The organism is Novosphingobium sp. AAP1, from assembly GCF_001295765.1.
In the GTDB taxonomy this organism is placed as follows: domain Bacteria; phylum Pseudomonadota; class Alphaproteobacteria; order Sphingomonadales; family Sphingomonadaceae; genus Novosphingobium; species Novosphingobium capsulatum.
Genome location: NZ_LJHO01000002.1, coordinates 643,730 through 670,703, shown reverse-complemented (window position 1 = coordinate 670,703; position 26,974 = coordinate 643,730). Strand labels below are relative to the sequence as shown.

The window sequence follows — 26,974 nt, the reverse complement described above, 5'->3', positions numbered from 1 at the left end:
CGGTGCCATGACGATACGCCTGATCTGCCTCGATGCCGATGATACCCTGTGGCACAACATGCGCCACTTCAACGGGGCCGAGGCCGCCTTTACCGCCATGCTCGAACCCTTTGCCGAAGCAGGCGTTGCCCGGCGCGCGCTGGAAGCGTGCGAGGCGCGCAATCTCAAGGTCTATGGCTATGGCGCCAAGGGTTTTACGCTGTCGCTGATCGAGACCGCGCTGGAACTGTGCGGCGCTGCGCTCACCCCGGCGATGATCGCCGATCTGCTGGCGGTGGGGCGAACCTTATTGCAGCATCCGGTGGAACTGCTCGATGGCATTGCGCAGACCCTGCCGGCCTTGCAGGCGCGCGGGGAACTGGTGCTGGTGACCAAGGGAGACCTGCTGCACCAGGAAACCAAGCTTGCCGCCTCGGGCCTGGGCGAATGCTTTTCGGGCGTGGAGATCGTCAGCGACAAGACCGTGCAGACCTTTACTGGCCTGTTCGCTCGCCACGGTGTTGCCCCGCACGAAGCGATCATGGCCGGGGATTCCCTGCGTTCGGATATCCTGCCGGCGCTCGGCGCCGGGGCCTGGGCGGCCTATGTGCCGCAAGATGGCGCCTGGTCGCACGAACAGGCGCCGGTGCCAGACGGGGCAGAGCGCTTTGCCACCCTCGCACGCTTGGCTGAGCTGCCCGCGCTGATCGATCGGATCAACGCGGGCACTGCTGTTTAAGCAGCCTGGCCCTTGCGGCTGGTGAGCACGATCGCGATCAGTCCGATGGCCGAGGTAGCCGCGCCGGCCAGCGCAATCACCGGATAGCCCCAGCCCAGCGCGATCACCCCGCCGCCCAGCGCGGCACCCAGGGCATTTCCCAGGTTGAACGCACCGATGTTGACCGATGAAGCAAGGTGCGGCGCATCGGCGGCGGCACTCATCACCCGCACTTGCAGCGGCGGCACCAGGGCAAAGCTCGCCACGCCCCACAGGAACACGATGACCGCCACGGCGCCGGCATGGGGCATCAACGCGGCAAAGGCGATCAGCACGGCGGTAAGGCTCGCCAGCGTGACAATCAGCGTGCGATCGACCGAGCGATCGGCAAACTTGCCGCCCAGCCAGTTCCCCACCGTCAGGCCCACGCCATAGGTGACCAGCATGGCGGTGATGAACCCCAGCGAGGCATGCGTCGCATCGCGCAGGATCGGGCTAATATAGGTAAACACGGTGAACATGGCGCTCGATCCCACCACGGTCAGCGCCAGGGCGCCAAGCACCTTGCCGCGCATCAGCACGCGCAGTTCAGCCATGGGATTGGCATTGTCCTGCGCCGGCAGGGGCGGCAGCGTAAACCGCAGCGCGGCCATCATCAGCACGCCCAGCGCGGCGATCGCCCAGAACGGCGTGTGCCAGCCCACGTTCTCCCCGGCCCAGGTGGCGAGCGGCACGCCCACGACATTGGCGATCGTCAGCCCCATGAACATCGTGGCCACGGCCCCGGCCTGCCGCTGCGGCGGCACCAGGCTGGCTGCCACCACCGAGCCCACGCCGAAGAAGGCGCCGTGGTTGAAAGAGGTTACCAGCCGGGCCAGCAGCATCATGTCATAGCTGTTCGCCAGCGCGGCCATCAGGTTGCCCAGGGTAAATATCCCGGCCAGGCCCACCAGCAGCGTGCGGCGCGACACCCGCCCGGTGGTCAGCGTCATGATCGGCGCGCCCACCACCACGCCCATGGCATAGGCGCTGATCAGCAGGCCAGCGGCCGGGATCGAGACGCCCAGCCCCGTGGCGATCGCGGGCAACAGGCCCATCGGGGCAAATTCGGTCACCCCGATGCCAAAGGCACCCAGGGCCAGGGCCATGAGCCCGGCATTCCATTTCATTGCGATGATCCTGATCTGTTTTACGGCGCCCGAGCGCCTTGCCAATGAATGCACAGATGGCGCAGACTGATCCCCGTGTTTAGAGGGTTTGAACGCGAAGGATTTTTGCAATGGGTGCAAAGATGCCAGCCAATCCTGCAGTGGGCGGCGAAGCCGCACACGGCGTGGACCGCGCGCGAGAGATGGCGCTGTTTGCCGCAGTGCATGATTGCGGCAGCTTTTCGGGCGCAGGACGCGTGCTGGGCCTGAGCCCTTCGGCGGTGAGCCGGGGCATCGACCGGATCGAGGCGCGGTTGGGCGTGCGGCTGCTGCTGCGCTCTACCCGCGCCTTGGCGATGACGGCCGAGGGGCAAGCCTATCTGCGCGCGGCGCGTCGCATCCTCGCTGATCTTGACGAGGCAGAGCAGCAGATCGCCGATCGCGGCACGCCGCGCGGGCGCCTGCGCGTGAGCGCGGCACTATCGCACGGGCGGCTGTGCATCGTGCCGCTGCTGGGCGCCTTCGTGCGCCGCTATCCCGATGTGCTGGTCGATATCGCCCTTACCGACACCTTGGTGGACGTCGCCGCTGGCGAGGCGGACGTGGCGATCCGCTTTGGCCCATTGGCCGATAGTGCGCTTACCGCGCGCAAGCTGGGCAGCAATGGGCGGGTGATCGTCGCCTCGCCCGATTATCTCGCGCGCCATGGCGTGCCGCAGGTGCCCGAAGACCTGCACGCCCACAATTGCCTCAACTTCAATTTCCGCCGGGCCGAACCGGTATGGCCGTTCCGCCGCGTGCGGGCCGATGGCACGGTGGATGATTTCGCGCTGGAGGTGCGCGGCACGATCGTGGCCAACAATGGCGAAACCCTGGGCGATTTGGCCCAGGCCGGCATCGGCATCGCGCGGGTGGGGACATTCAGCGTGACCCAGGCTCTCGCCGATGGGCGGCTGATCCCGCTGCTCGAAGCGTTCAATCCCGCCGATGAAGAGCAGATTCATGCCGTGTTTGTCGGCGGAACGGCCACGCCGGCGCGCGTGAGGGTCTTTGTCGATCATCTGGTCGAAAGCCTGCGGCCTACAAAAAATCCCGGCGCATGAGGTCATGCGCCGGGATCGTTGCCTGCCGCAAGGCAGGGATCAGTGGCTGGCGGAAGCCGAGCCGGTAACCGAGCCGCTGGCGCTGCCGGCGACGCTGCCGGAGGCCTGCTGGGCCGCGTTGCGCGTGGCACTTGCTGCACCATTGGCTGCGCCCTGGCCGCTGGCGGCGGCATTCGCCGCATAGCCACGGGTGGTGTTGGCGGCGCTCTGCGCCTTGGCCTTGCCCGCTTCAGCCGCGTTGGTGGCGGTGCTGCGGGCCTGGGCGACGCGCTCGCTGGCGGCATCACGCGCCGTTTGGGCGGTGCTGGTGGCACGGGCGCGGGCCATGTTCGCGGTGTCTTCGACGCGGGTGGCCGCGCCGCTGGCGGTGGTGCGCACCGTGTTCGTGGCCGAACGCGTGGTGCTGGTCAGCTGGTCGGTGCCGATGGCCTGGGCATTGGCGCTGCCACCCACGGTGCCGCTGCCATTGCCAGCCAGCGAGCCGGTCAGCGATCCGGCGGGAGCGGTCAGCCCCTGGCTGGCCGAACCCGCAGCGTTGCCGCTGGCGGTGCGATCGGCGTGAACCTTGCCGTTGTGGCGGTTCACGCTGGTGTTGCCGCTGGTGCTGCCCGAGCCGTTGGCGGTGCCACGGGTGGTGGAGCGCACGGTGTCGAGCGTGGAGGAACCGTCAAACGCGCCGTCGAGCGTGCCGCCCACCATGCCGCCACGGCCGATGGCGCCGCCCATCACGCCGCCAAGACCACCCCCAAGACCGCCACCCATCCCGCCGCCAAGGCCACCGCCGCCCAGCAATTGGGCGTGGGCCGGCATGGCGATGAGGGTGCAGGCAACAAGCGAAGTGGCAAAGAGCTTACGCATGATCTGATCCTTTCCTGAACTGTGGGATCGACCTTCCATCTTTGTGGCCGATCATGATCCCGTTGTTCTGAAAACGGACCTCCGCTCGGGTTTAATCCATCCTCGCAAATTTTTTTCGATCGACCGGAAGATCAGCGGCAAATCGTGCACAGCAGCCCGCGCCCATACTGCTGATCGGGGCCGCGCGGGCCCAGGTCGATCGCCTCCCGGTCCAGCGCCTGGAGCACGGAGGCATGCGCATCGCGCGCCGCCGCCACGCGCGATGCGACGAGCGGCGCTGCAAACGACGTGCCACGCACCGGCACCATTTGCCCCCGCGCATTGGCGGCCCGCAATCCGGCGCCGGGCGCGGCATAGTCGAGGTGCAGGGCACGGCCAGCCTCGATCAGGGCGCGGTTGCGGGCGTCAACTGCGGTCACGGCCAGGATGCCAGGATAGCTGGCGGGATAGGCCGGCGGCGCGGCGGGGCCATCGTTGCCCACGGCAGCGACGATCACGGCGCCGCGCTGCAATGCCGCCGTCATCGCCCGCGCCAGCAAGGGATTGGCCGGGCCAACCAGGCTGATGGTGATGACGCGCACCTGCCGGCCAATCAGCCAGTCCACCGCGCGGGCAATGGCCAGGGCATTGCCACCGGTGGGGCCGCGCCCATAGACGTCTGCCGCCAGAATATGCCGCACGCCGGCGCCGGACAGCAGGTTGGCCACGGCGCTGCCATGGTCCGATGCTGCCGGCGCGCCGGGGGCGAACCCTTGCAGGGCATCGATCGCCTGCGCCGGGGCGCCATCGATCATGCCCACCGGCGTCTGCAAGGCAGGCATCGTACCCAGATGCATCACGCCGCCACGCGGGCTTGCAGCGCCGGCGGTAAAGTGCAGCACATCGGCGCTGATCGTGGCATCGGGCAGCGCCTTGCCCAGCGCGGCCTGCGCCTGTGCCAGGCTCATTCCCGATGGAATTGCCAGCCGCGTTACCGCTAGATCGAGCGAGGCGAGGCGTTCGTTGCCAATAACGGCAAATCCCAGGGCGCGTGCCTTGTCGAGCATCGCCGCCTCTGGCGCCATGATCAGCAGTTCGCCCTTAACGGCCGGATCACCGGCCGCGTCCCGTTCGATGCTTGCGGGGTTTTGCCGTAGCAGGCGATCGATCCGCTCCACCCGCGCTTCGGCAAGGGCCCTGGCGCTTTGCACCATAGTGGTGGTGGCATTGTCGAGCGCCTGGGCCACATCGCCGGGCACGCGGTCCACCGCCTGGCGCGCGCGATCGATCACGGGATCGAGCCGGTTGTCGAATGGATTGCCCAGTTGCTGGCCCATTCCCTGGCCGATACCGGGCATCACGCCCTGCGCCAGGGCAGGCATGGGCAGCGTCGTGGCGCAAAGCATCGCCAGCAGGGCAGGGGTGATCTTGCGCAAGACGGTTTCCCAAGTCAGGCGGAATTGCCTATGGATGAAACGAGCGACATGGTTCGTTCTATCCATCGGAAAAGGCAAGAACGCTGACCGACCGTTTTGAAACCGCCATGCTGGCCCTGCTGCCCCGGCTTCGCCGGTTTGCCCTGGGCCTTGCGCGCGATGCGGCGCGGGCCGACGATCTTTGCCAGATGACCGTGGAACGTGCGCTGCGCAGCCGCCAGCAATGGCAAGAGGGCAGCCGCCTGGATAGCTGGATGTATCGGATCATGCGCAACCTGTGGATCGACGAGGCCCGTGCCGAAAACCGCCGTGGCCAAACCTTTGTTGACGAAGACGCTGGCGTGACCGTTGGCGCCGATGGCGGGCAGGAGGCGCGCGCGCAGCTGTCCGACGTGGACCGCGCGATGGCGCGCCTGCCCGATGAACAGCGCGAGGCGGTCCTGCTCGTGATGGTCGAGGGCTGGTCCTACAAGGAAGCGGCCGACATCGTCGGCTGCCCAGTAGGCACGCTCAATTCGCGCCTGGTGCGCGGGCGCGACGCGCTTCTCGGCATGCTGGGAGACGACCTGTGACGCCCTCTCCCGAAACTCTGGCTGCCTATGCCGATGGCGAACTCGATGCCGCCATGCAGGCAGAGGTGGAGCGCGCCATGGCCGCCGATCCCGCGCTGGCCCGGCAGGTTGAGCGTCATCGTGCGCTTAAGGCCCGGCTTGCCGCGCATTATGACCCGGTGCTCGACGCGCCGTTGCCGCCCGGTTTGCTCGCTGCGGCCAGCCAGCCACAAACCAGCGCCGAGGTGATCGATTTCAGCGCCGCCCGTGCGCGCCGCCCGAGACGCCTGGTGTGGGGCGGGGGCATCGGCTTGGCGCTGGCGGCATCGCTGACGCTGGCGGTCGTGCTGCAGCATCCAGGCGGGAACGGCGCGGGGCCGGGCTATGCCGATGGCGCGCTGGCCAGCGCGCTCGATACCCAGTTGTCTGGTCAGGCGCCGGCGGGCGCATCGGCGCGGGTGGTGATCAGCTTTGCCGATGCATCGGGCGCGCTGTGTCGCGGCTATGACAGCGGGCAGGGTAGTGGCATTGCCTGCCACGACGCGCGGGGATGGAAGCTGATCCGGCAGGTCGGCGGCGGCGCAGCGGCGGGGCCCGGCGACGATGGCGCCTATCGCCAGGCCGGCAGCCATGATGCGGCGCTGATGGCCCTGGCGCAGGACATGGCGCAGGGGCCTGCCCTCGATCCCACTGCCGAACGCGCGGCACGTGCTGCGGGCTGGCGCAAGCGCTGACGCGTCTCGCCGGCATCCGCCGCGCCGCCGTGCCAGAAGCAAGGCAGCGCGACGGATCGGCCGATCAGAACGTCTTGCGCAGCGTCACGCCACCATAGCGCACGTCATCACGCGGCACATAGCGCACGATGCCGGCCACCCCGCCATTGACCAGATAGCTGGCATAGTGGGTGTTGGTGATGTTCTTGACATAGGCGCGCAGCTGCCAGCCATCGTCGTGGCCCAGCAGCGCGACGCTGCCGTTCCAGATGGCATAGGCGGGCTGGATCGTGCCCGGCGTCTGCGTCAGCTGGTACTGCGTCTCGCTCTTGAAGGCGATGTCGCTCTGCAGTTCCAGATCGACTGCGTTGGTCAGGGCAAAGCGATAGGCGGCATTTGCAAACAGCTTGACCTTGGGCGCGAAGGGCAGCGGCTGGCCATTGATGTCGCAGCTGGCGGGCAGGCCCACCGGGCAGTTGAAGTTTACCACCTTGGCATCGTCATAGGCGGCCGACAGATCGACCGTGAAGCCCTTGGTCGGCACCAGGGTGACATCGGCCTCCACCCCTTGGGTGCGGACCTTGCCGGCGTTGATCAGGCGCGTCACCGCCGTGCCGTTGACCAGATCGGCCACGTTCGCCTGATAGTTCTTGAACGTGGTCGAATAGACCGCCAGCGCATAGTGGACCGAGCGATCGGCCGTGCTGCCCTTGATGCCCACTTCGAATGAATTGGAGGTTTCGGGCAGCAGCGCGATTTCATCGGTCGGCTGCATGTTGAAAAAGGCGTTGTAGGCCGGCCCCTTGTACCCGCGCGACCAGGTGCCATAGACCTGCGTGTGGCTGCTCACGTCCCACTGCAGCCCGGCGCGCCAGGAATCGCCACGGGTCGACGTGCTGCCGTTGCTGTTGTGATAGGCGCGGATGCCCGACACGTTGAATGCGGCACTGCCGGTGTTGGCCGGATCAGCCGTCGACGTGCGCACGTGATAATAACTCAGCTTGTCCCAGGTGGAACGATAGCCGGCGATGGCGCGGAAATTGCTGGTGAAGTTGATGTTGGCTTCACCAAACAGGGCATAGTTGTTGGCGCGGATGCCATACTTGGCAACGCCCGTCGTCAGGCCAGACGTGCGCGTCAGATCACGCTGATAGCGCTCGTCGGTTTCCGCGCGCAGGGCATAGGCGCCGATGACATAGTCGATCAGCTTGCCCTTGGGCGAGGTGAGGCGCAGTTCCTGCGAATACTGGTTGGTGTTGACGTCACCATGGTCGTCGCTCTGCGGCTGCACGGCGGGCGAGGCCTGCGTGGCATCGAGATCCTGGTGCTGGTGGTTCTTCCAGCCGCGCCAGGCGGTGATCGAGGTGACCTTGTAATCCCCCAGCGAGAGATCGGCGGTCAGCGATGCGCCGAAGTTCTCGTCGCGCACGTTGGTATCGAACGTGGTGGCGGCGGTGCGGTTGCTGGGCCCGGCAGTAATGCCGTAGCCGGCGAGGATGCCGACCAGCGTGGGCGAGGCGGTGACGGCGTTGGTCGGATAGGCGATCTGGTTGGTGTTGGCATAGACCCCGTTGGAGGTCGGGTCATAGCTGTGTAGCCAGTCACCCGCGAGCGTCAGCGTCAAGGCGTCGCTCGGGCGCGCCTCGATCTTGCCGCGCAGGCCATAGCGTTCAAACCCGTTGACCTTGTCCTTGGTCACCGCGTTCCACACGTTGCCCTTGTAGTTGGCGTAAACGCCGTCGATCCGCGCCGCGACCGTATCGGTCAGGCCGCCGGTGACGCCCGCCTTCACGCGGTATTCGGCGTCGGTGGTGGCGCCGCCTTCGACATAGGCATGGAATGCCTGGGTGGGCGCGGCGGTGACGATGTTGATCACGCCGGCCGAGGCGTTCTTGCCAAACAGCGTGCCTTGCGGGCCGCGCAGCACTTCGATGCGCTCAACCTCGCCCACGTCGAGCGTGGCCTGGCCGGGGCGGTTGAGCACCACGCCATCGAGCACGGTCGAAACCGAGGATTCGACACCCGGCGAGGTGGTGATCGTGCCCACGCCGCGAATGAACACTGTGCGGTCCTTGTTCGAGGCGCCGCTGCGGAAATCGACCGTGGGCACGCTGGCCGACAGGTCCTGGAGATTGTGGATGCCGCGATCGTTGAGCGACTGGCCGCTGACCGCGCTGATCGCGATCGGCACTTGCTGCAGGCTTTCGTTGCGGAAACGCGCGGTGACGACGATTTCGCCCGGTGCCGGCGCGTTTGCTTCTGCCGGAGCAGGCGCCGCGGGCGGAGCATCCTGGGCAGCGGCGGCGGCTGGCACGATCAAAGCACCGGCGAGCAAGAGCGCGCTGCGCAGCGAAACGGAAAACTTGGGCATCGATTTCTCCCTTGAACGCGGCGGCGCTATACTCAACCCTATAGGTAGAGAAGAAAGTTTTTCTTTAGTGCCCCAACGCCATGCCCATGGCGCTTCCTTCGGTCCCTTCCTCCACCGCGACGATGCGCGGCATGCCCAGCCTGATCAGCCCAAGGGCAAGCAGATAGGAAACCGCCGCGAACGCAAAGAGCGGGCCATAGCCCAGCCCGGCCGCCAGGGTGAGGCCGGCAATCTTGGTGATCGCGGTGCCGCCCATATTCCCACAAAACGCGGAAAAACCGGTGACACGGCCCACGCGTGCGCGCGGGGTGACATCGGCGATCAGGCCAAACAGGCTGGTGGAAAAACCCTGGTGCCCGGCCAGCGCCAGTGCCAGCACCGCAGCAGCGCTCCACGCGCTGGGGGCCAGCAAGGCCAGCGGCACAGGGGTCACGACCAGGGCAGAGGCCAGCATCACGAGCTTGCGCACGCGGTCGATTGGCTGGCCGGCGCCGATCCAGCGGCTCGACAGCGTGCCGGCCAAGACCGATCCGACTGCCGCGCCGGCATAGGCGAGGGCCAGCGGCGGGCCGAGTTCGGTGCCGGCCAGCCCAAACGCGCGGTGGAAATAGTCCGGCATCCAGAACAGCATCAGGAACCAGGTGGCATCAGACAGCACCTTGGCACCGGCGATGATCCAGGTGCGCCGCTCCCGCCACACCGGCCTGGCGCCATGATGATCTTGCGCCTTGGCCATCGGCGTATCGGCAAAATCGATGCCGCGCGTGGCCAGCCACCAGGCGAGCGCCCAGACCAGGCCCAGCGCGCCGGCCATGACAAACGCCGCGCGCCAGCCCCAGACGGCGGCAACGATCGGAATGGCCAGTGGCGCCAGGATCGCGCCGATCGAGTTGATGGCGTTGGACAGGCCGATGCCGGTCGATCGCTGCTCGGGCGGAAAGATCGCCGCCATGGTCTTGATGCCGGCCGGGGTGCCCATCGCCTCGCTCGCGCCCAGGCTGATGCGGCAGGCCATGAACGCGGCAAAGCTGCGTGCCCAGCCATGCGCCATCGCGGCAAGCGACCAGGCCGCCACGCCAAAGGCATTGGCCCGTCGCACGCCCAGACGATCGACCAGCCAGCCCGCCGCGAGAAAGCCGAACGCCGCCCCGGTCTGGAACAGCGCCGCCAGCGTACCGTAATCGTCGTCGCTCCAATGCAGGTCGGCGGCGATGGTTGGCTTGAGCACCGCAATGATCTGGCGATCGACCAGATTGAGAATGCCCGCCGTCAGGGCCAGCGCAAACAGCAGCTGGCGGCGGCGGGGGCTGAGCAGGGCAGTCATCGGTGGCGGCACTCCTTTGCCATGCCTGTTACGGGGTGCGGCAAGGGAGTGCCAGAAAGTTCAACTTTTGCAGTAGAGATTAAAACGGTGCGTGGTCGATATGCGGCAAGACGTGGCGAGCAAACAGATCCGCCTCGCGCGCATGGGGATAGCCCGAAAGCACGAAGGCATCGATCCCCGCCGCGCGATAGGCGTTGAGCTTGGCCAGAACCTGGTCAGGATCGCCCACGATCGCCGCGCCGCAGCCCGATCGGGCGCGGCCGACCCCGGTCCACAGATTGTCTTCGACATAGCCATCGCCAGCGGCTGCCTCGCGCAGGGCGGCCTGGGCCTGCACACCCACCGATTGGGAATCGAGCGACTTGGCGCGGATCGCTGCGCCTTGCGCGGCGTCCAGCTTGCTCAGCAGGCGATCGGCGGCGGCGCGGGCCTCGCTTTCCGTCTCGCGCACCACCACGTGCACCCGATAGCCGCAGCGGATGGTGCGGCCATGCCGCGCCGCGCGGGCTTTCATATCAGCGACGATGTCTTTCACAGCCTCCATGCGGTCGGGCCACATCAGATAGACATCGCAGCCCTTGGCGGCGGTTTCGCGCGCCGGTTCAGACAGGCCACCGAAATAGAGCGCCGGCACGCGCGGCGCGGCCTGCAGCATGCGTGGCGCGTCGAGCTTGAGGTTCCAGAACCGGCCTTGGTGATCGAGTGCCTGCCCGGCGAGCAGGGTGCGCAGGATGGCGATCGCCTCGTCGGTGCGTTCATAGCGCGACGCCCCGTCGAGCGTTTCGCCCGGCAGGTCGCTGGAAATGATGTTGACCGTCAGCCGCCCGCCCAGGATCTGGTCGATCGTGGCGATCTGGCGCGCCAGTTGCGCTGGCCACATTTCGCCGACCCGCACCGCCATCAGCAGCTTGATGCGCCGCACCTGCGTGGCGATCGCCGCGGCAAAAGCCGTGGTATCGATGCCCAAAGCATAGCCTGAGGGCAGCAGGATATTGTCAAACCCGCCATCTTCGGCACCCAGCACGATATTGCGGCAATGCTCCCAACTGGATTGCAGCGCCGGGTCGCTTTGCCCAAGATATTCATAGTCGTCATCGCAAAGCGCTGAAAACCAGCTGATTTCACAGGAATTTTGGGTCACGGCATGGATTCTCCGCGCGATGCCTCCAGCACCGCGTACCATCCGCCGCGCGTCCATTCGACCTTGAAGGCGTCGCGCAGCGCGGCAATGCGGGCAGGTTGCTGCGAACCGACGATGGGCACGATCCGCGCGGGGTGCGCCATGATCCAGCTCAATGCCGCCGCGCTCGCGTCGGTACCATAGGCGGCGCCCTGCCTGGCCAGCAGCGCGCCGACCGGGTGTGCGGCATCGGTCAGCCTGCCACCGCCCAGCGGTGACCAGGCCAGCACGGCCATCTCGCGTTCCATCGCCTGGTCCAGCGTGCCATCATAGAGCGGGTCAAACCGCGCGGCAGAATATTCCGGCTGGGTCGACACCAGCGGGAAGGGCAGGAAGGCCTGCAATGCCGAAACCTCGGCCGGGCTGTAGTTCGATACGCCCACGTGCTTGACCTTGCCCGCCTCGACCATCTCGACCAGCGCGTCGGCCACTTCGCGCGGATGGGTGAGGAAGTCGCGGCGGTGGATCTGGTAAAGGTCAACGCTGGGCAGCCCCAGCCGCGCCAGCGAGGCATCGATCGCGCTGCGCAGATAGGCGAGCGTCGAATCATAGGGCTTGCCCAGCCAGATGCCGCCCTTGGTGGCGATGACCATGCGCTCGCGCCAATGCGGATTGGCCGCCAGCGCCTTGCCGAACAGGGCTTCGGCCCCGCCAAAGCCCACCGGCGCATCGCAACCATAGATATCGGCGGTATCGAACAGGGTTACGCCCGCATCCAGCGCGGCTTCCACACGATCGGCAATGGCACCCAGATCATCGTTGCCGTCGGGGCTGGCCAGCCGCCACATGCCCCAGGCAATCGGGAAAACGGCAAGTCCGCTCTTGCCGAGCGCGACGGGTTCGGTCTTTAGGCTGAGGTTCGTCATGGAGAGCGCCATGGCACAAGGAGCTTGGTGATGGTAGAGAAACTGCGTTACGGCTTGGTCGGCACCGGCATGATGGGGGTGGAGCATATCCACAATATCAAGCTGTTGCCCGATGCCGAAATCGTCGCCATCGCTGATCCCGAAGCAACCTCGATCGAATGGGCGCGGGCCGCGCTGGGCGATGCCGGCCAGGATGTGGCCGTGCATGCCGATGCCGCCAGCTTGGTGGCCGGGGGCGGAATCGATGCCGTCGTTGTGGCGTCGCCCAATTTTACCCACCGCGCCGTGTTGGAGCCGCTGCTCGCCAGCAACGTGGCGATCCTGTGCGAAAAGCCGCTGTGTACCACGATGGCCGATGCGCGCTGGGTGGTGGAGCAGGCAGCCGCGCGCGGCGCCCCGTTCTGGACCGGCATGGAATACCGCTTCATGCCGCCCGCTGCTGCGTTCATCGATGCCATCCACGCCGGCCAGGTGGGCGCGCTGCATATGCTCTCGATTCGCGAGCACCGCTTCCCGTTCCTGGTCAAGGTGCGCGACTGGAACCGCTTTTCGGCCAAGACCGGCGGCACCATGGTCGAAAAATGCTGCCACTTCTTCGATCTGATGCGGCTGATCACGCAGAGCGAGCCGGTGCGGGTCTATTGCTCGGGCGCCATGGACGTGAACCACGTAGACGAGCGCTATGACGGTGCACGGCCTGATATCATTGATAACAGCTTTACCACGGTGGACTTTGCCAATGGCACCCGCGCGATGCTCGATCTGTGCATGTTTGCCGAAGGCGCCGAACACCAGGAAGAAATGAGCGCGACGGGCGACAAGGGCCGGCTGGATGTGTTGATCCCGCCCGGAGACCTGGTGTGGTCGCCGCGCGTGCCCTGGCCGGGGCCAAAGGCGGTGGAACGCCGGCACGTGGCGGTGGACGAAACCGCGCTGGCGGCCGGATCACACCACGGATCGACCTATTACCAGCACGCGGCGTTTGCGCGCGCGGTGCGGGGCGAAGGAGATGTGCTGGTGACGGCCCATGACGGGCTCATGGCCGTGGCGATAGGCACGGCGGCCGAGATGAGCGCGCGTGAGCACCGCGCGGTGGACATGGCAGAAGTGCTGGGTTGATGGACCCGGCAGTGAAGGCGTGAAGGAAAACAACTTAGGCCGGGCAGCGGACCCTCTGCCGCCCGGCACTGGTTGGTGGATCAGTTGGCGGCGCCGCGGCGCATGTGCTTGCCGCCATAGCGCTGACCAAGATAGGCAGAAAGACGGCGCAGGTAGCTGACAGCCTCGGTCGCGCTGCCATTGTTGCACGGCAAGGGATTGCGGCTGGTGCCGGTGGCACGACGCTCCACCTTTTCGCACAGCAGTTCGATATCGCTGCGGCTCAGCAGATTCTTTTCCCGCATCAGACACAGCAGCGATTCGAGGATGATCAGGCTTTCATCGCCCGCATCGGTTACGCCGTCACGCATGCCTTCGTTCATCGCCAGACCTCTTCCGCATATATGTTATGCAACAGATACTATTCTGGTCTGGCGCTTTGGCAAGCGATTCAATCGAGGCCGCCTCCCAAGGTGCGATAGAGCGTCACCAGGTTGTTGGCCCGGGCCAGGCGCGTGGTCACCAACTGCTGCTGCGCGGCATAGGCGCTACGCTGCGAATCAAGGGCGGTGAGGAACGATTCCACCCCGGCGCGGAACCGCGCGTCAGACAGCATCGCCGCCTGCTGGGCGGCCTGAACCCGGGCGGTTTGCGCCGCCATCTGTTCGTCGATCGTGCCGCGCTGGGCCAGCGCATCGGAAACCTCGCGGAATGCGGTCTGGATGGTTTTCTGATAGGTCGCCACCGCCGCATCGCGTGATGCCTTGGCATAATCGAGATTGGCCTGGTTCTGCCCGAAATTGAACAGCGGCAGGCTGGCTGAGGGCGAGACGGTGTAGGTTCCCGTTCCCGACGAGAACAGGTTGCTCAACGTCGAACTGATCGTGCCGATCGTGGCGGTGAGCGAGATGCGCGGGAAGAACGCGGCCCGCGCCGCGCCGATATTGGCGTTCTGCGCGATCAGCTGATGCTCGGCCTGGAGCACGTCGGGCCGGCGCAGCAGCACGTCGGAACCAAGATTGCCCGGAAGAGCATCGATCGTTGCCGGTTCGGTTCCCAGCCCCTGCGGTTGCAATTCGGTGGGCACAGGCGCACCGGTCAGCAGCTGTAGCGCGTTGAGATCCTGCGCCACCTGGGTTTGCAGCACGGCAATGTCATTGCGCGCCGATTGATAGCTGGTTTCCGCCTGCTGCATTTCCAGGGCAGAGGTCACGCCGATACGGAACTGCGCCTTGGTCAGATCCAGGCTTTGCGCGTAGGCCTTGAGCGTGCGTTCGGACGTGGCCAGCTGATCGCGATCCGCGCCCAGCGTGAGCCAGGCCGCGGCGATTTCACCGATCAGGGTGACGCGCGTGGCGCGCCGCCCTTCCTCGCTGGCCAGGTACTGCTCCTGCGCCGCCTTGGAAAGGTTGCGCAGGCGTCCGAATAGGTCGATCTCGAACGAAGACAGCCCGACGTTGCCAGTGAAATACTGGATGTCGGCCGGGCCCGAGCTGGCCGCGCCACCAGCGCTGGCGGCAAAGGACGCGGTGTTAGTATAAGTGCCCGATCCGCTGGCGCTGATCGCCGGGAACAGGTTGGCGCGTTGCGAGCGATATTGCGCGCGCGCCGCCTGCACATTGGCCACGGCCAGGCGCAGGTCCTGGTTGTTGGCCAGGCCCAGCTCTATCACCTGGCGCAGGCGATCGTCGCGAAAGAATTCGCGCCAGCCGATCCGGGCCAGGTCTTGCGTCTGGGCAGCGTCAGCCGCCGGATAGACGCCTTGGCCCTGGGGCAGGGCCGGCGGCACGGCTGGCGCCGGCCGGGCATAGCGCGGCGCCAGGTTGCAGCCCGACAAGAGCAGGGCAGGCAGCACGGCCGCGAGCACGGTTTGGGATTTGGTCACGACAGTCAGACTCCCTGGGGCGCGGACGCGCCCTCGTCGTCTTGGGTATGGGTTTGATCGGCCTGCTTGCGCCGCGTGAAGAGGTTGAAGACCACCACGAAGAACATCGGCACAAGGAAGATCGCCAGCACCGTTGCGGAGAGCATGCCGCCCACGACGGCACGACCGATGGCATTCTGGCCGCCAGCACCAGCCCCGGTCGCCACTGCCAGGGGCAGCACGCCGAAGATGAAGGCAAGGCTGGTCATCAGGATCGGTCGCAGGCGCAGCCGGGCGGCACTGATCGCCGCGTCGAACGCGCCCATGCCGTCGCGCATGCGCTCTTCGGCAAATTCCACGATCAGGATCGCGTTCTTGGCCGACACCCCGATGGTGGTGATCAGGCCCACCTGAAGGTAGATATCGTTGTTGAGCCCCGTCAGCGTGGCTGCCAGCACCGCGCCGATCACGCCCAGCGGCACAACCATGATGACGGACAGCGGAACCGACCAGCTTTCATACAGCGCGGCAAGGCACAGGAACACGATCAGCAGCGACAGGCCATAAAGCGCCGGCGCCTGCCCACCCGAAAGCCGTTCTTCATAGGAAAGACCGGTCCATTCCAGCGCGGTGCCGGGGGGCAGCTTGGCGTGGATCGCCTCCATCGCGGCCATGGCGCTTCCGGTGGCGACGCCCGGTGCCGGTGCGCCGAGAATTTCCATCGAGGGCAGGCCGTTGTAGCGGGTGAGCTGCACCGGCCCCTTTTCCCACGAGATCGTGGAAAAGGCGCTGAAGGGCGTCATGCTGCCGTTGCTGGATCGCACGAACAGCTTGTCCATGTCTTCGGGCGCCATGCGATAGGGCGCATCGGCCTGGACGTAGACCCGCTTTACACGGCCACGATCGACGAAGTCGTTGACGTAGCTGCCGCCCCACGCCGTGGCGATCGTGCTGTTGATCGTGGACAGATCAAGGCCGAGCGCACCCGCCTTTTCCTGGTCCACCGTCACCTTGAGCTGCGGCGCATCGTCGAGCGAGTTGGGGCGTACGCCGACCATGCTCTTGTCCTGCATGGCCATGCCCAACATCATGTTGCGAATTTGCAGCAGCCGGGCATGCCCCAGTCCGGCCTGGTCCACCAACTGCAGGTCGAACCCGGTGGCATTGCCCAGTTCCTGCACGGCGGGCGGGGTGATCGCGAAGATCAGCCCGTCGCGATAGGCGGCAAACGCGCCCATGGCGCGCCCGGCGATCGACTGCGCCGCGTTGGCCTTGCCAGAGCGTTCGCTCCACGGCTTGAGCGGCACGAACGCCAGGCCGCTGTTCTGGCCCGATCCCGCGAAACTGAAACCGTTCACCGTGAACACGCCGGCAATGTTGGCGCTTTCCTGCTTGGTGAAGTGGTCACGGATCACGGTGAGGCCCTTTTCCGTGCGCGCGGCGGTAGAGCCGGCTGGGCCTTGGACCAGAGCGATGACCATGCCCTGGTCTTCATCGGGAAGGAACCCGCCGGGCAGCCGCACGAACAACAGCGCCAACCCGCCCACGATCAGGGCATAGACCACCATCGAACGTTTCCAGTTGCGCGCGGTGGAGCGCACGCTGCGTTCATAGCGTTCTTGGCCGGCATCGAATTTTTCGTTGAACCAGCGGAAGAAACGGGCCAGCGGCCCATTGCTTTCCTGCTCATTGGGCTTGTGCGGCTTGAGAATGGCGGCGCACAGCGCGGGCGTCAGCACCAAGGCGACGAGCACGGAAAGCGCCATGGCCGACACGATCGTGATCGAGAACTGGCGATAGATCACCCCGGTCGATCCGCCGAAGAACGCCATCGGCAGGAACACGGCCGCCAGCACCATGGCGATGCCGATCAGCGCGCCGGAAATCTCGTTCATCGATTTGCGCGCGGCGTCGATCGGACTGAGGTGCTCGGTCACGATCAGGCGCTCGACGTTTTCGACCACCACGATCGCGTCGTCGACCAAGAGGCCGATGGCCAGGACCATCCCGAACAGCGTGAGCGTGTTGATCGAATAGCCCGCTGCCGCCATGACGGCAAAGGTGCCCAGCAGAACGACCGGAACGGCGATCGTGGGGATCAGCGTGGCGCGCCAGTTCTGCAGGAACAGGAACATCACGAGGAATACCAGCACCACGGCCTCGACCAGGGTGTGCACGACCTGCTCCACCGAAAGGCGGACGAACGGCGTGGTATCGTAGGGATAGATGACCTTGATGTCAGACGGGAACTGCGTGGAAAGCTCGTTCACGCGGGCCTTGATGGCGTCAACGGTGTCCAGCGCGTTGGCGCCAGGCGCCAGCTTGATCCCAAGACCAGCGGCAGGCTTGCCATTCCACTTGGATTCAAAGCCGTAGTTTTCCGCGCCAACCTCGACGCGGGCAACGTCGCCCAGGCGAACCACGGCGCCGTCGCTGCCGATCTTGAGGCGGATCTTGGAGAATTCCTCTGGCGTGGACAGGCGTGATTGCACCGCCACGGTCGCGTTGAGCATCTGCGTGCCCGGTGCGGGCAGGGCGCCGATCTGGCCGGCCGAAACCTGGGCGTTCTGCGCTTTCAGCGCGGCCGTGACATCGGCGACCGACAGGGCGTACTGGTTCAGCTTGAGCGGATCGAGCCAGACGCGCATCGCGTATTGCGACCCGAAAATCTGCGTGTCACCCACGCCCGAAACGCGCGACAGGGGATCCTGCAGCTTGGAAACGAGGGTGTCGGCCAAGTCCGCGCCGGAACGCTTGCCGCTCTCCGAATACAGGCCAACGAACATCAGGAAGTTCTGCGTCGCCTTGGCGACTTGCAGGCCCTGCTGCTGCACTTCCTGCGGCAGGAGCGGGGTGGCCGCCTGCAGCTTGTTCTGCACCTGCACCTGGGCGATATCAGGGTTGGTGCCCTGCTCGAACGTGAGAGTGATCGTCACCGTGCCCGCAGCGGAGGACGAGGACGAGAAATACCGTAGGTGATCCAGCCCCTTCATCTGCTGTTCGATGATCTGGGTGGTGGTCTTCTCCAGGGTTTCGGCGTCAGCCCCGGGATAGGTGGCGGTGATCGACACCGCCGGTGGGGCAATTGCCGGAAACTGCGAGATCGGCAGCGTGCGGATAGCCAGAACGCCGGCCAGCATCAGCACGATCGCGATGACCCATGCGAAGATGGGTCGGTCGATGAAAAAGCGTGACATGCGGGATTACTTTCCCTGTGCCTGGCCGGAGGGCTGGCCCTTTGCCTGTCCGGCAGGTTGGCCCTGTGCCTGGCCGGGTGCTGTGCCGGCCGGGGCGTTGGGGTTCCAGGCCTGCGGATTCACCGGCATCCCCGGCTGCAGCATCATGCCACCTTCCACGATCACCTTGTCGCCGCTGCGCAGCCCGCCGGTAACGATCCACTTGTCACCCTGCGTGCCGCCGGTCTGCACCGGGCGCGCTTCCACCTTGTTCTGCGCGCCAACCACCATGACCACGGCATTACCATGTTCATCGCGGGTCAACGCCTGTTGTGGCACCAGCATGGCATTCTGCACCGTGCCCTGCACCAGGCGGGCGCGAACGAACATGCCCGGCAGCAGCAGGCTGCGCGGATTGGGGAACACGGCGCGCAGCACCTGCGAACCGGTCGCCTGGTCCACGGTCACGTCGGTGAACAGGAGGTCGCCTTGCAGCGGATAGGTGCTGCCATCTTCCAGGATCAACTGGACCTTGGCCTTGCCGTCCTTGGTCAGCTTGCCGTCCATGATCTGGCGGCGCAGCTTGAGCAGGTCGGCGCTGGATTGGGGAATATCCACATAGACCGGATCGATGCGCTGGATCGTGGTGAGCGCGGTGGCCTGTGCGGCCGAAACCAGCCCGCCCGTGGTGGTGAGCGAGCGGCCGATGCGCCCGCTGATCGGCGCGGTGATGGTCGTGCGCGCGAGGTCGATCTGCGCGGTCCGCAGGGCAGCTTCCTGTGCCGCCACATCGGCCCGGGCCTGTCCGGCGGTGCTCACCGCGTTGTCATAGTCCTGGCGGGCGATGGCGTTGATCTTGACCAGTTCGCCATAGCGGCTCGCCTGGGCCTGGGTCGAGGCGATCGCGGCGCGGGCCTTGGCCAGCGCTGCCCGCGCGCTCATCACCTGGGCCTGATAGGGCGCGGGATCGATGCGATAAAGCGGCTGGCCGGCGCGCACGAAATCACCCTCGGTGAACAGGCGCGACTGGATCAGGCCGTTGACCTGGGGCCGCACGTCCGAGGTTTCGTAGGCCACCGTCCGGCCCGGAAATTCGGCCGTGATCGGCAGGGGCTGTTCCTGCACCGCCACCACCGAAACGGCAGGCGCAGCGCCGCCGCCTGGCCCGCCGGGACCACCCGCGCCTGGGGGTTGCGATCCGCATGCCGCAAGGGCCAAAGCCAGCGCCGGGGTGACGCGTCGCAAAAATGTCATGCAAAATCCTGCCGATCAGTGTATGAGAGTGAACGATCACTCACAAATTTGCGCTACTGCGCCGGGGGGCCAGTGGTCAAGCAGGAAATTTTGGGTAGAGAGAGGCTATGACTACGGATCAGGCGCAAGCGTGCCTCAGGGCGGGGGGCAAGGCGGCGCAGCGGCGGGAAAAGATCATTGCTGCTGCGCGTAAGCTATTTATAGAAAATGGTTTTCATTCAACTGGCGTTGCCCAGATTGCCAAGGAATCGGGCGTGGCCGTAGGTCAGCTCTATCGCGATTTCGCGTCCAAGGAGGCGATCATCGCCGAGATCGTGGCGTCTGACGCCGGCGAATTCCTGGAACGTGGCGATATCGTGCTGGGCGTTGCCCTGCGTGACGAATCGGCCGTGTGGCAATGGTTGCACGATTTCCTGATCCCCGATCCCGATTGTCCCAACGTGCTGATCGCGGAAATCGTCGCCGAGTCTGCCCGTAATCCAAAAGTGGCCGAAATCTTCAAGCGCTGTCACAACACCGTGCATGCCGGCCTGCTCCGCGCGATCGAAGTGCTGTTGCCTGGCGATGACGTGGCATCGGCTCGCGGTTGCATGGCCGACATGCTGCTGATGCTGTCGCTAGGCCTGATGCAGCACGATCTCATCCGGGGCGAGGCCGAGGCGCGGCGCATGGCAGAGATGGCCTTTGCCTCTTTCCGGGCACAAATCCTTGCGCTGCGCGGCGCAGACCAGACGCCGGCTGCCATGGCCGGCGTGGCCTGCCGGCCAAGCGTGGTAATGAATACCGAGCTCGCCTGATCAGAGCATTGCAACCGATTGCATAGCCTGCTGCGCCGTGCCACGCTGTGTTTCATGGCGAGCGCTGTGCAATCGGCAAGATCCGGCGCTGGCACGTTCCTGTCGTTGCTTTGGCGGAGACCGCGCGCATGATATCGTTGCATCACCATCTCCGGGCTTTTGCCACCACGCTGGCAGCGGGAACGGCGATGTGCGCGCTGGCCTTTGTCCCTGCCGTCGCGGCGCGCCGCCTTTGGCGATGGGGTGCACGATGATGCGATCGCGCGGCTGACGGCGGCGATGACGCTGACCGCCGGCGGAACCGCGCTGATGTATTACGGGGAAGAGATCGGCATGGCCGATCTGACCGCAGCGGAACTCAAGGACGTGCCGCTCGGCCCCACGCGCGTGCTGCTGACCAGCCAACCCGATGCCACCGCTGACCTTGCCAATCCAGTGCTGGCGCCCTTTGCCACCCGCCTGGTGGCGTTCCGCGTCAGATAGACGGGCGCATCCGCTGCGTCAGGCGCGCAGGGCCAGGCTGATCCGGCACTGCACGCCGGCCGGCGCAAAGTACAGGTCCACGCGGTTGCCACCGGTGCGGGGCAGGGCGCGTTCGATCAGGGTGGTGCCAAAGCCCTTGCGGTCTGGCTGGCGCACGGCTGGGCCGCCGCTTTCATGCCACAACAGTTCGACCCGGTTTTCCGCCGGGATGGTTTGCCAGGTGAGAGACAGATTGCCGCTGTCGCATGACAGCGCGCCATACTTGATCGCGTTGGTCGCCAACTCGTGCAGGATCAGGGCCAGCCCCTGTGCGGCAGCGGGCGCGATTTCGGCGCTGGGGCCCTCCATGGTGATGCGGCCGAACAGATCGACATGCAGCTTCATCACCGCCATCACCGTGAGTGCCACGTCGGCCGGCGCCAAGTGCCCTTCGATCAGTGCCGGCTGCGTTACCGACAGCACGCTCAGCCGGGCCAGGATATCACGGCGTGCGGTGACCATGTCATGCGCATCGCGCAGCGTGGCGGAAACCACCGCCTGGGCCATGGCCAGCGTGTTCTTGATGCGGTGCACGCTTTCCCGCATGATTGTGGCCATGCGCTGTTCGGCGCGCTGCTGCTCGGTCACGTCCACGCCCTGCACGAAAACCCCGTGCACAGCGCCGGCGGCATCGCGCAGCGGCTGATAGGCGAAATCGAGATAGCGTTCTTCCGGCGGAAGGCCCGGCGCCAGTTGCAGCGAGACGAGCGCGCTGCGCCCGATATAGGGCTGCCCGGTGCGGTAAACACCGTCCACCAGGTCGACAAACCCCTGTTCCACCACTTCGGGCAAGGCCTCGCGCAGCGGGAGGCCCAACAGCGGTCGATGCCCGACCAACTGGTTGTAGGCCGCGTTGGCGATTTCGAACACGTGGTCCGGCCCGCGCAGGATGGCGATGAAGCCTGGCGATTGATCGAACAGATCGCGCATCCGCTCGATTTCGGCCTGCACCTTGTTGGCGCGCATCAGGATGCCTGCCTCGAGGATGGCTGCCCTGCCCGTATCTGCGGTTTGGGTCAGCAGCGCAGTGATGTCGGCGGTGTGCTGCAGGATATAGCGCAACCTGCCGTCCGCGCTCATGATCGGTACGTGCGTCGCGCTCCAATAGCGCATTGTCGGCACTGTCCCCGGATCGCCCACCGCATAAGGGATGAAGGCAATGTGATCGGTTTCATGGGCGCGCTGCACGCGATGGAGCGACTTGCGCAGCAGGCGGTAGCTTTCGCTGTCCGGATCGGCCGGAAAAGCCTCGAACAAGGGCAGGCCGACGAAGGTTTTGCGCGGGCGCCCCACGGCCGCGACATAAGCGTCGTTGCAACCCGCGATCGTCAGATCGGGTTGGAACAGCACATAGGCATTGGGTGCAGCGCCGATCAGCCCGCCCAGACGGCCATCGACGATAGTGATCTCGTCGATCGGTTCAAAGGCTGCGTCAGTTGGCGTGTGCGGGCGATCCATGCCGTTTCCTCAACATTGTGCACGGCGGTCCCGCAGCGATGAATCTGCCGCTGTGCAGACGGTTTTGGCAGATGTCATTCCGGGCGATAAAACACCAGATCGCCTTTGTCTGCCGACTTCAGCTTTCGGGCATGCTGTAAAACATTGCAAAGGGATTTTGCGCTATCTCGCTTTGCGCGCAGGCATTGCTAAGGAGGCGGTTGGTCGCCCGGGAATTGCGGGCGCAGAAGGGCCGCCGTGCGCATAGCGATTTTGGAAGATGACGTGGCCTTGGCCGGGTTGGTGGAAATGACCCTGGCCGAGGCGGGGCATAGTTGCGAGGTGTTCGGCGACGGGCAGGTGCTGACGCGCGCCCTGCATCGGACCACCTACGATCTGCTGATTCTCGATTGGAACGTGCCCGGCATGACCGGGCTTGCCATCATCGAATGGACACGCGGCAACCTGGAAGTGCCGCCGCCCGCACTCATGCTCACCAGCCGCTCGGCCGAGGAAGACATCGTGGCCGGGCTTTCTGCCGGCGCAGACGATTACGTGATCAAGCCGGTGGCGCCGGCCGTGCTCAAGGCGCGGGTCAACGCCCTGGTGCGCCGCGCCTATCCTTCGACCAGCCCCATGGTCGAACAGTTCGGCCCCTACAAGTTCGACACGCGCGCCGATACGGTGGAACTGGAGGGGCAGCCGGTTGCCCTCACGGCCAAGGAATTTGCGCTGGCGCTCCTGCTCTTCCGCAACATGCACCGCGCCTTGTCGCGCGCCTATATCTTCGAGGCGCTGTGGGGCCGCAATCCCGATCTGCCCACGCGCACGCTCGATGCGCATATCTCCAATATCCGCACCAAGCTCAACCTGCGGCCCGGCAATGGCTTCAAGCTGGTGCCGATCTATGCCTATGGATATCGCCTTGAAGCGCTGGCTGCCTGACGCCGTGGCCCGGCCACGCCTTGCGCTCGCCCTTGCGCAGTCGCTGTCGCTGGCGGCGTTCCTGGCGCCTTGCGCCACGCACGCGGCATCGGCGCCCGACAATGCGTCGTTGACGCCCGCCCCGGATGACATGGTGCGCTACCTCGTGCGGCCGGGTGACAACCTGTTCCGCCTCGCCAGCGATTATCTGATTCGGCCCGAAACCTATCGCTCCGTCCAACAGCTCAACCGTGTAGCCGATCCGCTGCGCCTGCCCATTGGCAAGACCCTGTTGATACCGCGCGTGCTGCTCAAGCAGGAAGCGGTGCGCGGCACTGTGTTGAGCTGGCGCGGCGCGGTGCGCATCGATGGCCGGCCGGCGGCCAATGGCATGCCGGTGACCGAGGGCATGCTGCTCGAAACCGGGCAGCGCTCGTTTGTCACCGTCACGCTGCCCGATGACACGAGCATCGCGCTGCCATCGCAATCGGCCGTGCGGGTGCGCCGCCTGCGCAAGGTGGTGCTGGATCGGCATGTGGAGCGCCTGTTCGCGATCGAGCGGGGCCGGGCGAGCGCCGCTGTCACGCCGATGACCGATCCGGCCAGCACGTTTCAGTTCGCCACGCCCGGCGCCGTCACCTCGGTGCGCGGCACCCGTTTCCGCATGAGCTACGACGCCGATGCGCACCGTGCGACGAGCGAGGTGCTGGAAGGTAAGGTCGGGTTCGATCCCCAGGGGCGCAGCGCGCAGGTGCTGCCTGCCGGCTTTGGTTCCGCGAGCGATCTGGATGAGCCGATCGCGCTGTTGCCGCCGCCGCTGCTGGCTGATGCGGCAGCCCCGCAAACCGGAGCGGATCTGCGCTTTTCCTGGCAGGCCTTGCCGGGCGCGCGGGCCTATCACCTGCAACTGGCGGCCGATGCCCAGTTCCTCAAAGTGCTGGATGAAACCGTCGTGGCCGGATCTTCGGCGCAATTGGCGGGTCTGCCCGATGGACGCTATTTCGTCCGCGCTACCGCGATCGATGGCCATGGGCTGGAAGGCAAGCCGGCGCTCGCCGAATTCGAGCGGCGGCTGGAAAACAGCCTGCGCCTGTCGGTGGAAGAAAGCTGGAATGGCCCGGTGCGCCAGTATGTGTTCCACTGGGACCCGGCGCATGAAAGCCGCGCCACCTTCCGCTTCCAGTTGGCCAAGCCAGGCCGCGAAGACCGTCCGACGATCGACCGAGCCGGTCTTTCCAGCCATGCCCTGGTTGGTCTGGCCCTGGCACCGGGCGGCTATCGCTGGCGCGTGTTGATGGACGAGGTGATCGACGGCCACACCGTTTCGCGCTGGACCGATTATCAGGACGTGCGGATCGAGGCATCCTGGTGAGCCTGGGCCATCAGCTGAAACTGCGCACGCAGTGGTGGCTGATCCTGCTGGTGGCAAGCGTGCTGGTCATCGTGCTGACCGCCGACCGCACGATGCTGCGGCTCGACAACGCATTCTACGATCGCCTGCTGCAACTGGGCGCGCCGGCGCCGGGGCAGTCGGTGCTGATGGTTGAAATCGACGATGACAGCATTGCGCGGCTGGGGCGCTGGCCCTGGAACCGGGGCATCCATGCCGCGCTGATCGACCGGATCAAGGCAGGGCAGCCGCGCGCGATTGCCTATGACGTGCTGTTTACCGAACCGGGCGATCCGGCCGTCGATGCACTGCTGGCCGGCTCGATCGCCGCAGCCCGGCCGATCTTCCTGCCGATGGTGCCGCCCGCGCCCGGTCTTTCCGGTGTGGCCGCGACGCCTGTGCTGCCGATCGCGCCCGTGCGTCAGGCCGCAAGCGGCATCGGCTATGCCACGATCGATCCTGACGCCGATGGTGTGGTGCGGTCCGCTACGGTTGCTGCCGGGCCTGTGCAGCACCTCATGGCCCTGGCCGCCTTGGCTGCCACCAGCCCGGCAACGCCCGCTGATCATCCTGCGATGTCGGTGGGCGCGCGCCTGATCCCGTTCGGTGCTGGCGGCGGACACTGGCCGGGTGTTTCGGCTGCGGCCGTGCTGGCCGGGCAAGTACCGCCCGAACTGCTGCGGGATCGGGTGGTTCTGGTCGGCGCCACTGCCACGGGGCTCGGCAGCCGCTATCCCACACCCACCGGCAGTGTCATGTCTGGCCTGGAGATCGAAGCCAATCTGGTGAATGGCCTGATCAGCCGCACGATGATCCGCCCGGCCGGCATGCCTGCGCGGCTTGGCCTGGGGCTGATGCCACTTCTGGTGCTGATGATCGGTTTGGGCCCATGGCGACGGATGCCGGCCATGGTGGTCTTTGCTCTTTGCGCTGGCGTGGTGGTCGCGATCGCGGCGCTGTGCCTCTTGGTGTGGCGCTTGTGGTTGCCGCCCGGGGCGGCGCTCGCCGGGCTTGCCGTTGCCTATCCCCTGTGGGGCTGGCGGCAGCTTGCCGTGATCGAGCAGTTCATGCGCGTCCAGTTGCTGCGGCTTGAGCAAGAGCCATCGATACTGCCCCGCGTGGCCTTGGTGGGGTCGGTCAGGCACGGTGTCGCCGGCACCATCGCGCTGTTGCATGCGGCCATCGCCCGCAACCGCGAGATGCAGCACTTCGTGGCCGATCGCCTGGACCAGTTGCCCGATGCCACATTGGTGGCCGATCTGCCCGGGCGCATCGTGATGGCCAACGCCGCCGCCCATCGCCTGTTCACCACCTTTGGGCATGCCATTATTCCCGGCGCTACCCAGGCCCAGGCCCTGCTATCGGCGGTGCGCCTGGTTGGCAGCGGCAACCCGGTGCCATTCCCGCCGGAAGCGGAAGAGCCCGCGACGCACGAAGTGCAGCGCGATCAGGCGCATTTCTATCTGGTGGGCATGGCCCCGCAGACGCAGGCCGATGGCCAGCGTGCCGGCTGGATCATCCGCTTTGTCGACATCAGCGAGTCCAAGGCCGCACAGCGCCAACGTGACGACGTGGTGCAACTCCTGACGCACGACATGCGCTCGCCTCAGGCCTCCATCCTGGCGGTGCTGGAAACCGCGCCGGCCGATCGCATCGCTCCGGTAGAAGCCAGTGCCATCCGCCATTATGCCGAGCGCACACTGCGCCTGGCCGATGGTTTTGTGCAACTCGCCCGCGCGGAATACCTTGAGTACACGCTGGAAGAGGTCGATCTGGGCGACATGCTGATCGACGCGATCGATGATCTCTGGCCGCAATCGCGCGCCAAGGCGATCGAGATCGTTACCCACGGCGACGAGCAGATGCTGGTGATGGGGGAGCGATCCCTGCTGACGCGCGCGCTGGGCAACGTTATCGGCAATGCCATCAAATACAGCCCCGATGGCACCACCATCACCTGCACGCTGACACGCCAGGTCCGTGCCGATGGCAGCGCCTGGGGTCTGTGCACGATCGCCGATCAGGGCTGCGGCATGGATGAAGACCTGCGCGCGCGCATGTTCGAACGGTTTGCCCGTGGCCCGGTGGGCCTTGGCCCCAAGACCAGCGGCGCGGGTCTTGGCCTTAGCTTCGTACACACCGTGATGGTGCGCCACCACGGCGTGATTTCGTGCGAGACCGAGCCGCGGAGGGGCACCACGTTCACGCTGGCGCTGCCGATCAAGGATTGAGCGGCTGGACCCCGGCCCATGCCTGGTGTTAGCTTTGGTCACCTTAGGGCCAGTT

Annotated in this window: 22 protein-coding genes; 10 read left to right on the top strand and 12 right to left on the bottom strand. The window is 66.1% G+C overall.

Annotated elements, in window-relative coordinates; genetic code table 11:
- Positions 1-7: 7 nt before the first annotated feature.
- On the top strand, positions 8-718 hold the full coding sequence (locus IP65_RS06925; RefSeq protein ID WP_054131174.1) for an HAD family hydrolase: 711 nt from the start codon (positions 8-10) through the stop codon (positions 716-718).
- On the opposite strand, the gene IP65_RS06920 is transcribed toward IP65_RS06925, so the two are convergent.
- Complete coding sequence (locus IP65_RS06920) at positions 715-1,866, bottom strand: MFS transporter (protein WP_054131173.1); 1,152 nt, start codon at positions 1,864-1,866, stop codon at positions 715-717. The two genes, IP65_RS06925 and IP65_RS06920, sit on opposite strands and share 4 nt — an antisense overlap.
- 122 nt (positions 1,867-1,988) lie before the next feature.
- Between IP65_RS06920 and IP65_RS06915 the strand changes: the two genes are divergently transcribed.
- On the top strand, positions 1,989-2,948 hold the full coding sequence (locus IP65_RS06915; protein WP_054131278.1) for a LysR family transcriptional regulator: 960 nt from the start codon (positions 1,989-1,991) through the stop codon (positions 2,946-2,948).
- Between the two features lie 39 nt (positions 2,949-2,987).
- On the opposite strand, the gene IP65_RS06910 is transcribed toward IP65_RS06915, so the two are convergent.
- The gene (locus IP65_RS06910) at positions 2,988-3,806 is read right to left on the bottom strand and encodes a hypothetical protein (RefSeq protein ID WP_156306449.1); all 819 of its coding nucleotides are present in this window, start codon (positions 3,804-3,806) and stop codon (positions 2,988-2,990) included.
- A 131-nt stretch (positions 3,807-3,937) separates the two neighbouring features.
- The gene (locus tag IP65_RS06905) at positions 3,938-5,287 is read right to left on the bottom strand and encodes a S8 family serine peptidase (protein ID WP_231627584.1); all 1,350 of its coding nucleotides are present in this window, start codon (positions 5,285-5,287) and stop codon (positions 3,938-3,940) included.
- Between the two features lie 41 nt (positions 5,288-5,328).
- Between IP65_RS06905 and IP65_RS06900 the strand changes: the two genes are divergently transcribed.
- Together IP65_RS06900 and IP65_RS06895 are read left to right on the top strand one after the other, a co-directional pair.
- Entirely contained in the window at positions 5,329-5,793 is a 465-nt protein-coding gene (locus IP65_RS06900) for an RNA polymerase sigma factor (protein ID WP_054131171.1), read from the top strand.
- Positions 5,790-6,506: an anti-sigma factor gene (locus tag IP65_RS06895; protein WP_054131170.1), complete on the top strand. Its 717-nt coding sequence runs from the start codon at positions 5,790-5,792 to the stop codon at positions 6,504-6,506. Before IP65_RS06900 ends, IP65_RS06895 begins: the two co-directional genes overlap by 4 nt.
- Positions 6,507-6,570: 64 nt before the next feature.
- On the opposite strand, the gene IP65_RS06890 is transcribed toward IP65_RS06895, so the two are convergent.
- From IP65_RS06890 to IP65_RS06875, 4 genes are all read right to left on the bottom strand, one after another.
- The gene (locus tag IP65_RS06890) at positions 6,571-8,856 is read right to left on the bottom strand and encodes a TonB-dependent receptor (protein WP_022676740.1); all 2,286 of its coding nucleotides are present in this window, start codon (positions 8,854-8,856) and stop codon (positions 6,571-6,573) included.
- A 64-nt stretch (positions 8,857-8,920) separates the two neighbouring features.
- A complete protein-coding gene (locus IP65_RS06885; protein WP_022676741.1) occupies positions 8,921-10,180 on the bottom strand; it encodes an MFS transporter in 1,260 nt (419 codons plus the stop codon).
- Between the two features lie 79 nt (positions 10,181-10,259).
- Positions 10,260-11,321, bottom strand: a complete 1,062-nt coding sequence (locus IP65_RS06880; RefSeq protein WP_022676742.1) for an LLM class flavin-dependent oxidoreductase — start codon at positions 11,319-11,321, stop codon at positions 10,260-10,262.
- Positions 11,318-12,226, bottom strand: coding sequence for an aldo/keto reductase family oxidoreductase (locus IP65_RS06875; RefSeq protein WP_028657968.1), 909 nt, complete (start codon positions 12,224-12,226; stop codon positions 11,318-11,320). Before IP65_RS06875 ends, IP65_RS06880 begins: the two co-directional genes overlap by 4 nt.
- Before the next feature lie 30 nt (positions 12,227-12,256).
- Here IP65_RS06875 and IP65_RS06870 point away from each other — a divergent pair, with 30 nt between their 5' ends.
- On the top strand, positions 12,257-13,345 hold the full coding sequence (locus IP65_RS06870; RefSeq protein WP_022676744.1) for a Gfo/Idh/MocA family protein: 1,089 nt from the start codon (positions 12,257-12,259) through the stop codon (positions 13,343-13,345).
- An 80-nt stretch (positions 13,346-13,425) separates the two neighbouring features.
- On the opposite strand, the gene IP65_RS06865 is transcribed toward IP65_RS06870, so the two are convergent.
- The 4 genes from IP65_RS06865 to IP65_RS06850 form a co-directional block, all read right to left on the bottom strand.
- On the bottom strand, positions 13,426-13,707 hold the full coding sequence (locus IP65_RS06865; RefSeq protein WP_231627583.1) for a hypothetical protein: 282 nt from the start codon (positions 13,705-13,707) through the stop codon (positions 13,426-13,428).
- Positions 13,708-13,775: 68 nt separating this feature from the next.
- The gene (locus tag IP65_RS06860; RefSeq protein ID WP_028657970.1) at positions 13,776-15,209 is read right to left on the bottom strand and encodes an efflux transporter outer membrane subunit; all 1,434 of its coding nucleotides are present in this window, start codon (positions 15,207-15,209) and stop codon (positions 13,776-13,778) included.
- A gap of 5 nt (positions 15,210-15,214) precedes the next feature.
- A complete protein-coding gene (locus tag IP65_RS06855; protein WP_022676747.1) occupies positions 15,215-18,385 on the bottom strand; it encodes an efflux RND transporter permease subunit in 3,171 nt (1,056 codons plus the stop codon).
- Positions 18,386-18,391: 6 nt separating this feature from the next.
- Entirely contained in the window at positions 18,392-19,618 is a 1,227-nt protein-coding gene (locus IP65_RS06850; RefSeq protein WP_043609506.1) for an efflux RND transporter periplasmic adaptor subunit, read from the bottom strand.
- Between the two features lie 107 nt (positions 19,619-19,725).
- Here IP65_RS06850 and IP65_RS06845 point away from each other — a divergent pair, with 107 nt between their 5' ends.
- The gene (locus IP65_RS06845; protein WP_022676749.1) at positions 19,726-20,415 is read left to right on the top strand and encodes a TetR/AcrR family transcriptional regulator; all 690 of its coding nucleotides are present in this window, start codon (positions 19,726-19,728) and stop codon (positions 20,413-20,415) included.
- A gap of 204 nt (positions 20,416-20,619) precedes the next feature.
- Positions 20,620-20,898 carry a hypothetical protein gene (locus IP65_RS06840; RefSeq protein WP_022676750.1) on the top strand — a complete coding sequence of 93 codons (279 nt, stop codon included), beginning with the start codon at positions 20,620-20,622 and terminating at the stop codon, positions 20,896-20,898.
- An 18-nt stretch (positions 20,899-20,916) separates the two neighbouring features.
- On the opposite strand, the gene IP65_RS06835 is transcribed toward IP65_RS06840, so the two are convergent.
- Entirely contained in the window at positions 20,917-22,395 is a 1,479-nt protein-coding gene (locus IP65_RS06835) for a PAS domain-containing sensor histidine kinase (RefSeq protein WP_022676751.1), read from the bottom strand.
- Between the two features lie 237 nt (positions 22,396-22,632).
- Here IP65_RS06835 and IP65_RS06830 point away from each other — a divergent pair, with 237 nt between their 5' ends.
- Genes IP65_RS06830 through IP65_RS06820 form a run of 3 tightly spaced genes read left to right on the top strand, consistent with a single transcriptional unit; the run spans position 22,633 to position 26,919 of the window.
- Entirely contained in the window at positions 22,633-23,319 is a 687-nt protein-coding gene (locus tag IP65_RS06830) for a response regulator transcription factor (RefSeq protein ID WP_022676752.1), read from the top strand.
- The gene (locus IP65_RS06825) at positions 23,300-24,670 is read left to right on the top strand and encodes a FecR domain-containing protein (protein WP_231627582.1); all 1,371 of its coding nucleotides are present in this window, start codon (positions 23,300-23,302) and stop codon (positions 24,668-24,670) included. Before IP65_RS06830 ends, IP65_RS06825 begins: the two co-directional genes overlap by 20 nt.
- Positions 24,667-26,919 carry a CHASE2 domain-containing protein gene (locus IP65_RS06820; protein ID WP_054131169.1) on the top strand — a complete coding sequence of 751 codons (2,253 nt, stop codon included), beginning with the start codon at positions 24,667-24,669 and terminating at the stop codon, positions 26,917-26,919. Before IP65_RS06825 ends, IP65_RS06820 begins: the two co-directional genes overlap by 4 nt.
- Positions 26,920-26,974: the final 55 nt, after the last annotated feature.

Coding starts and splice junctions, on each gene's coding strand:
- IP65_RS06915 (WP_054131278.1), top strand. CDS start 1,989: ATGCCAGCCAATCCTGCAGTGGGCGGCGAAGCCGCACACGGCGTGGAC.
- IP65_RS06875 (WP_028657968.1), bottom strand. CDS start 12,226: ATGACGAACCTCAGCCTAAAGACCGAACCCGTCGCGCTCGGCAAGAGC.
- IP65_RS06920 (WP_054131173.1), bottom strand. CDS start 1,866: ATGAAATGGAATGCCGGGCTCATGGCCCTGGCCCTGGGTGCCTTTGGC.
- IP65_RS06890 (WP_022676740.1), bottom strand. CDS start 8,856: ATGCCCAAGTTTTCCGTTTCGCTGCGCAGCGCGCTCTTGCTCGCCGGT.
- IP65_RS06845 (WP_022676749.1), top strand. CDS start 19,726: ATGACTACGGATCAGGCGCAAGCGTGCCTCAGGGCGGGGGGCAAGGCG.
- IP65_RS06865 (WP_231627583.1), bottom strand. CDS start 13,707: ATGAACGAAGGCATGCGTGACGGCGTAACCGATGCGGGCGATGAAAGC.
- IP65_RS06905 (WP_231627584.1), bottom strand. CDS start 5,287: ATGGATAGAACGAACCATGTCGCTCGTTTCATCCATAGGCAATTCCGC.
- IP65_RS06835 (WP_022676751.1), bottom strand. CDS start 22,395: ATGGATCGCCCGCACACGCCAACTGACGCAGCCTTTGAACCGATCGAC.
- IP65_RS06900 (WP_054131171.1), top strand. CDS start 5,329: ATGCTGGCCCTGCTGCCCCGGCTTCGCCGGTTTGCCCTGGGCCTTGCG.
- IP65_RS06910 (WP_156306449.1), bottom strand. CDS start 3,806: ATGCGTAAGCTCTTTGCCACTTCGCTTGTTGCCTGCACCCTCATCGCC.
- IP65_RS06925 (WP_054131174.1), top strand. CDS start 8: ATGACGATACGCCTGATCTGCCTCGATGCCGATGATACCCTGTGGCAC.
- IP65_RS06850 (WP_043609506.1), bottom strand. CDS start 19,618: ATGACATTTTTGCGACGCGTCACCCCGGCGCTGGCTTTGGCCCTTGCG.
- IP65_RS06885 (WP_022676741.1), bottom strand. CDS start 10,180: ATGACTGCCCTGCTCAGCCCCCGCCGCCGCCAGCTGCTGTTTGCGCTG.
- IP65_RS06855 (WP_022676747.1), bottom strand. CDS start 18,385: ATGTCACGCTTTTTCATCGACCGACCCATCTTCGCATGGGTCATCGCG.
- IP65_RS06870 (WP_022676744.1), top strand. CDS start 12,257: ATGGTAGAGAAACTGCGTTACGGCTTGGTCGGCACCGGCATGATGGGG.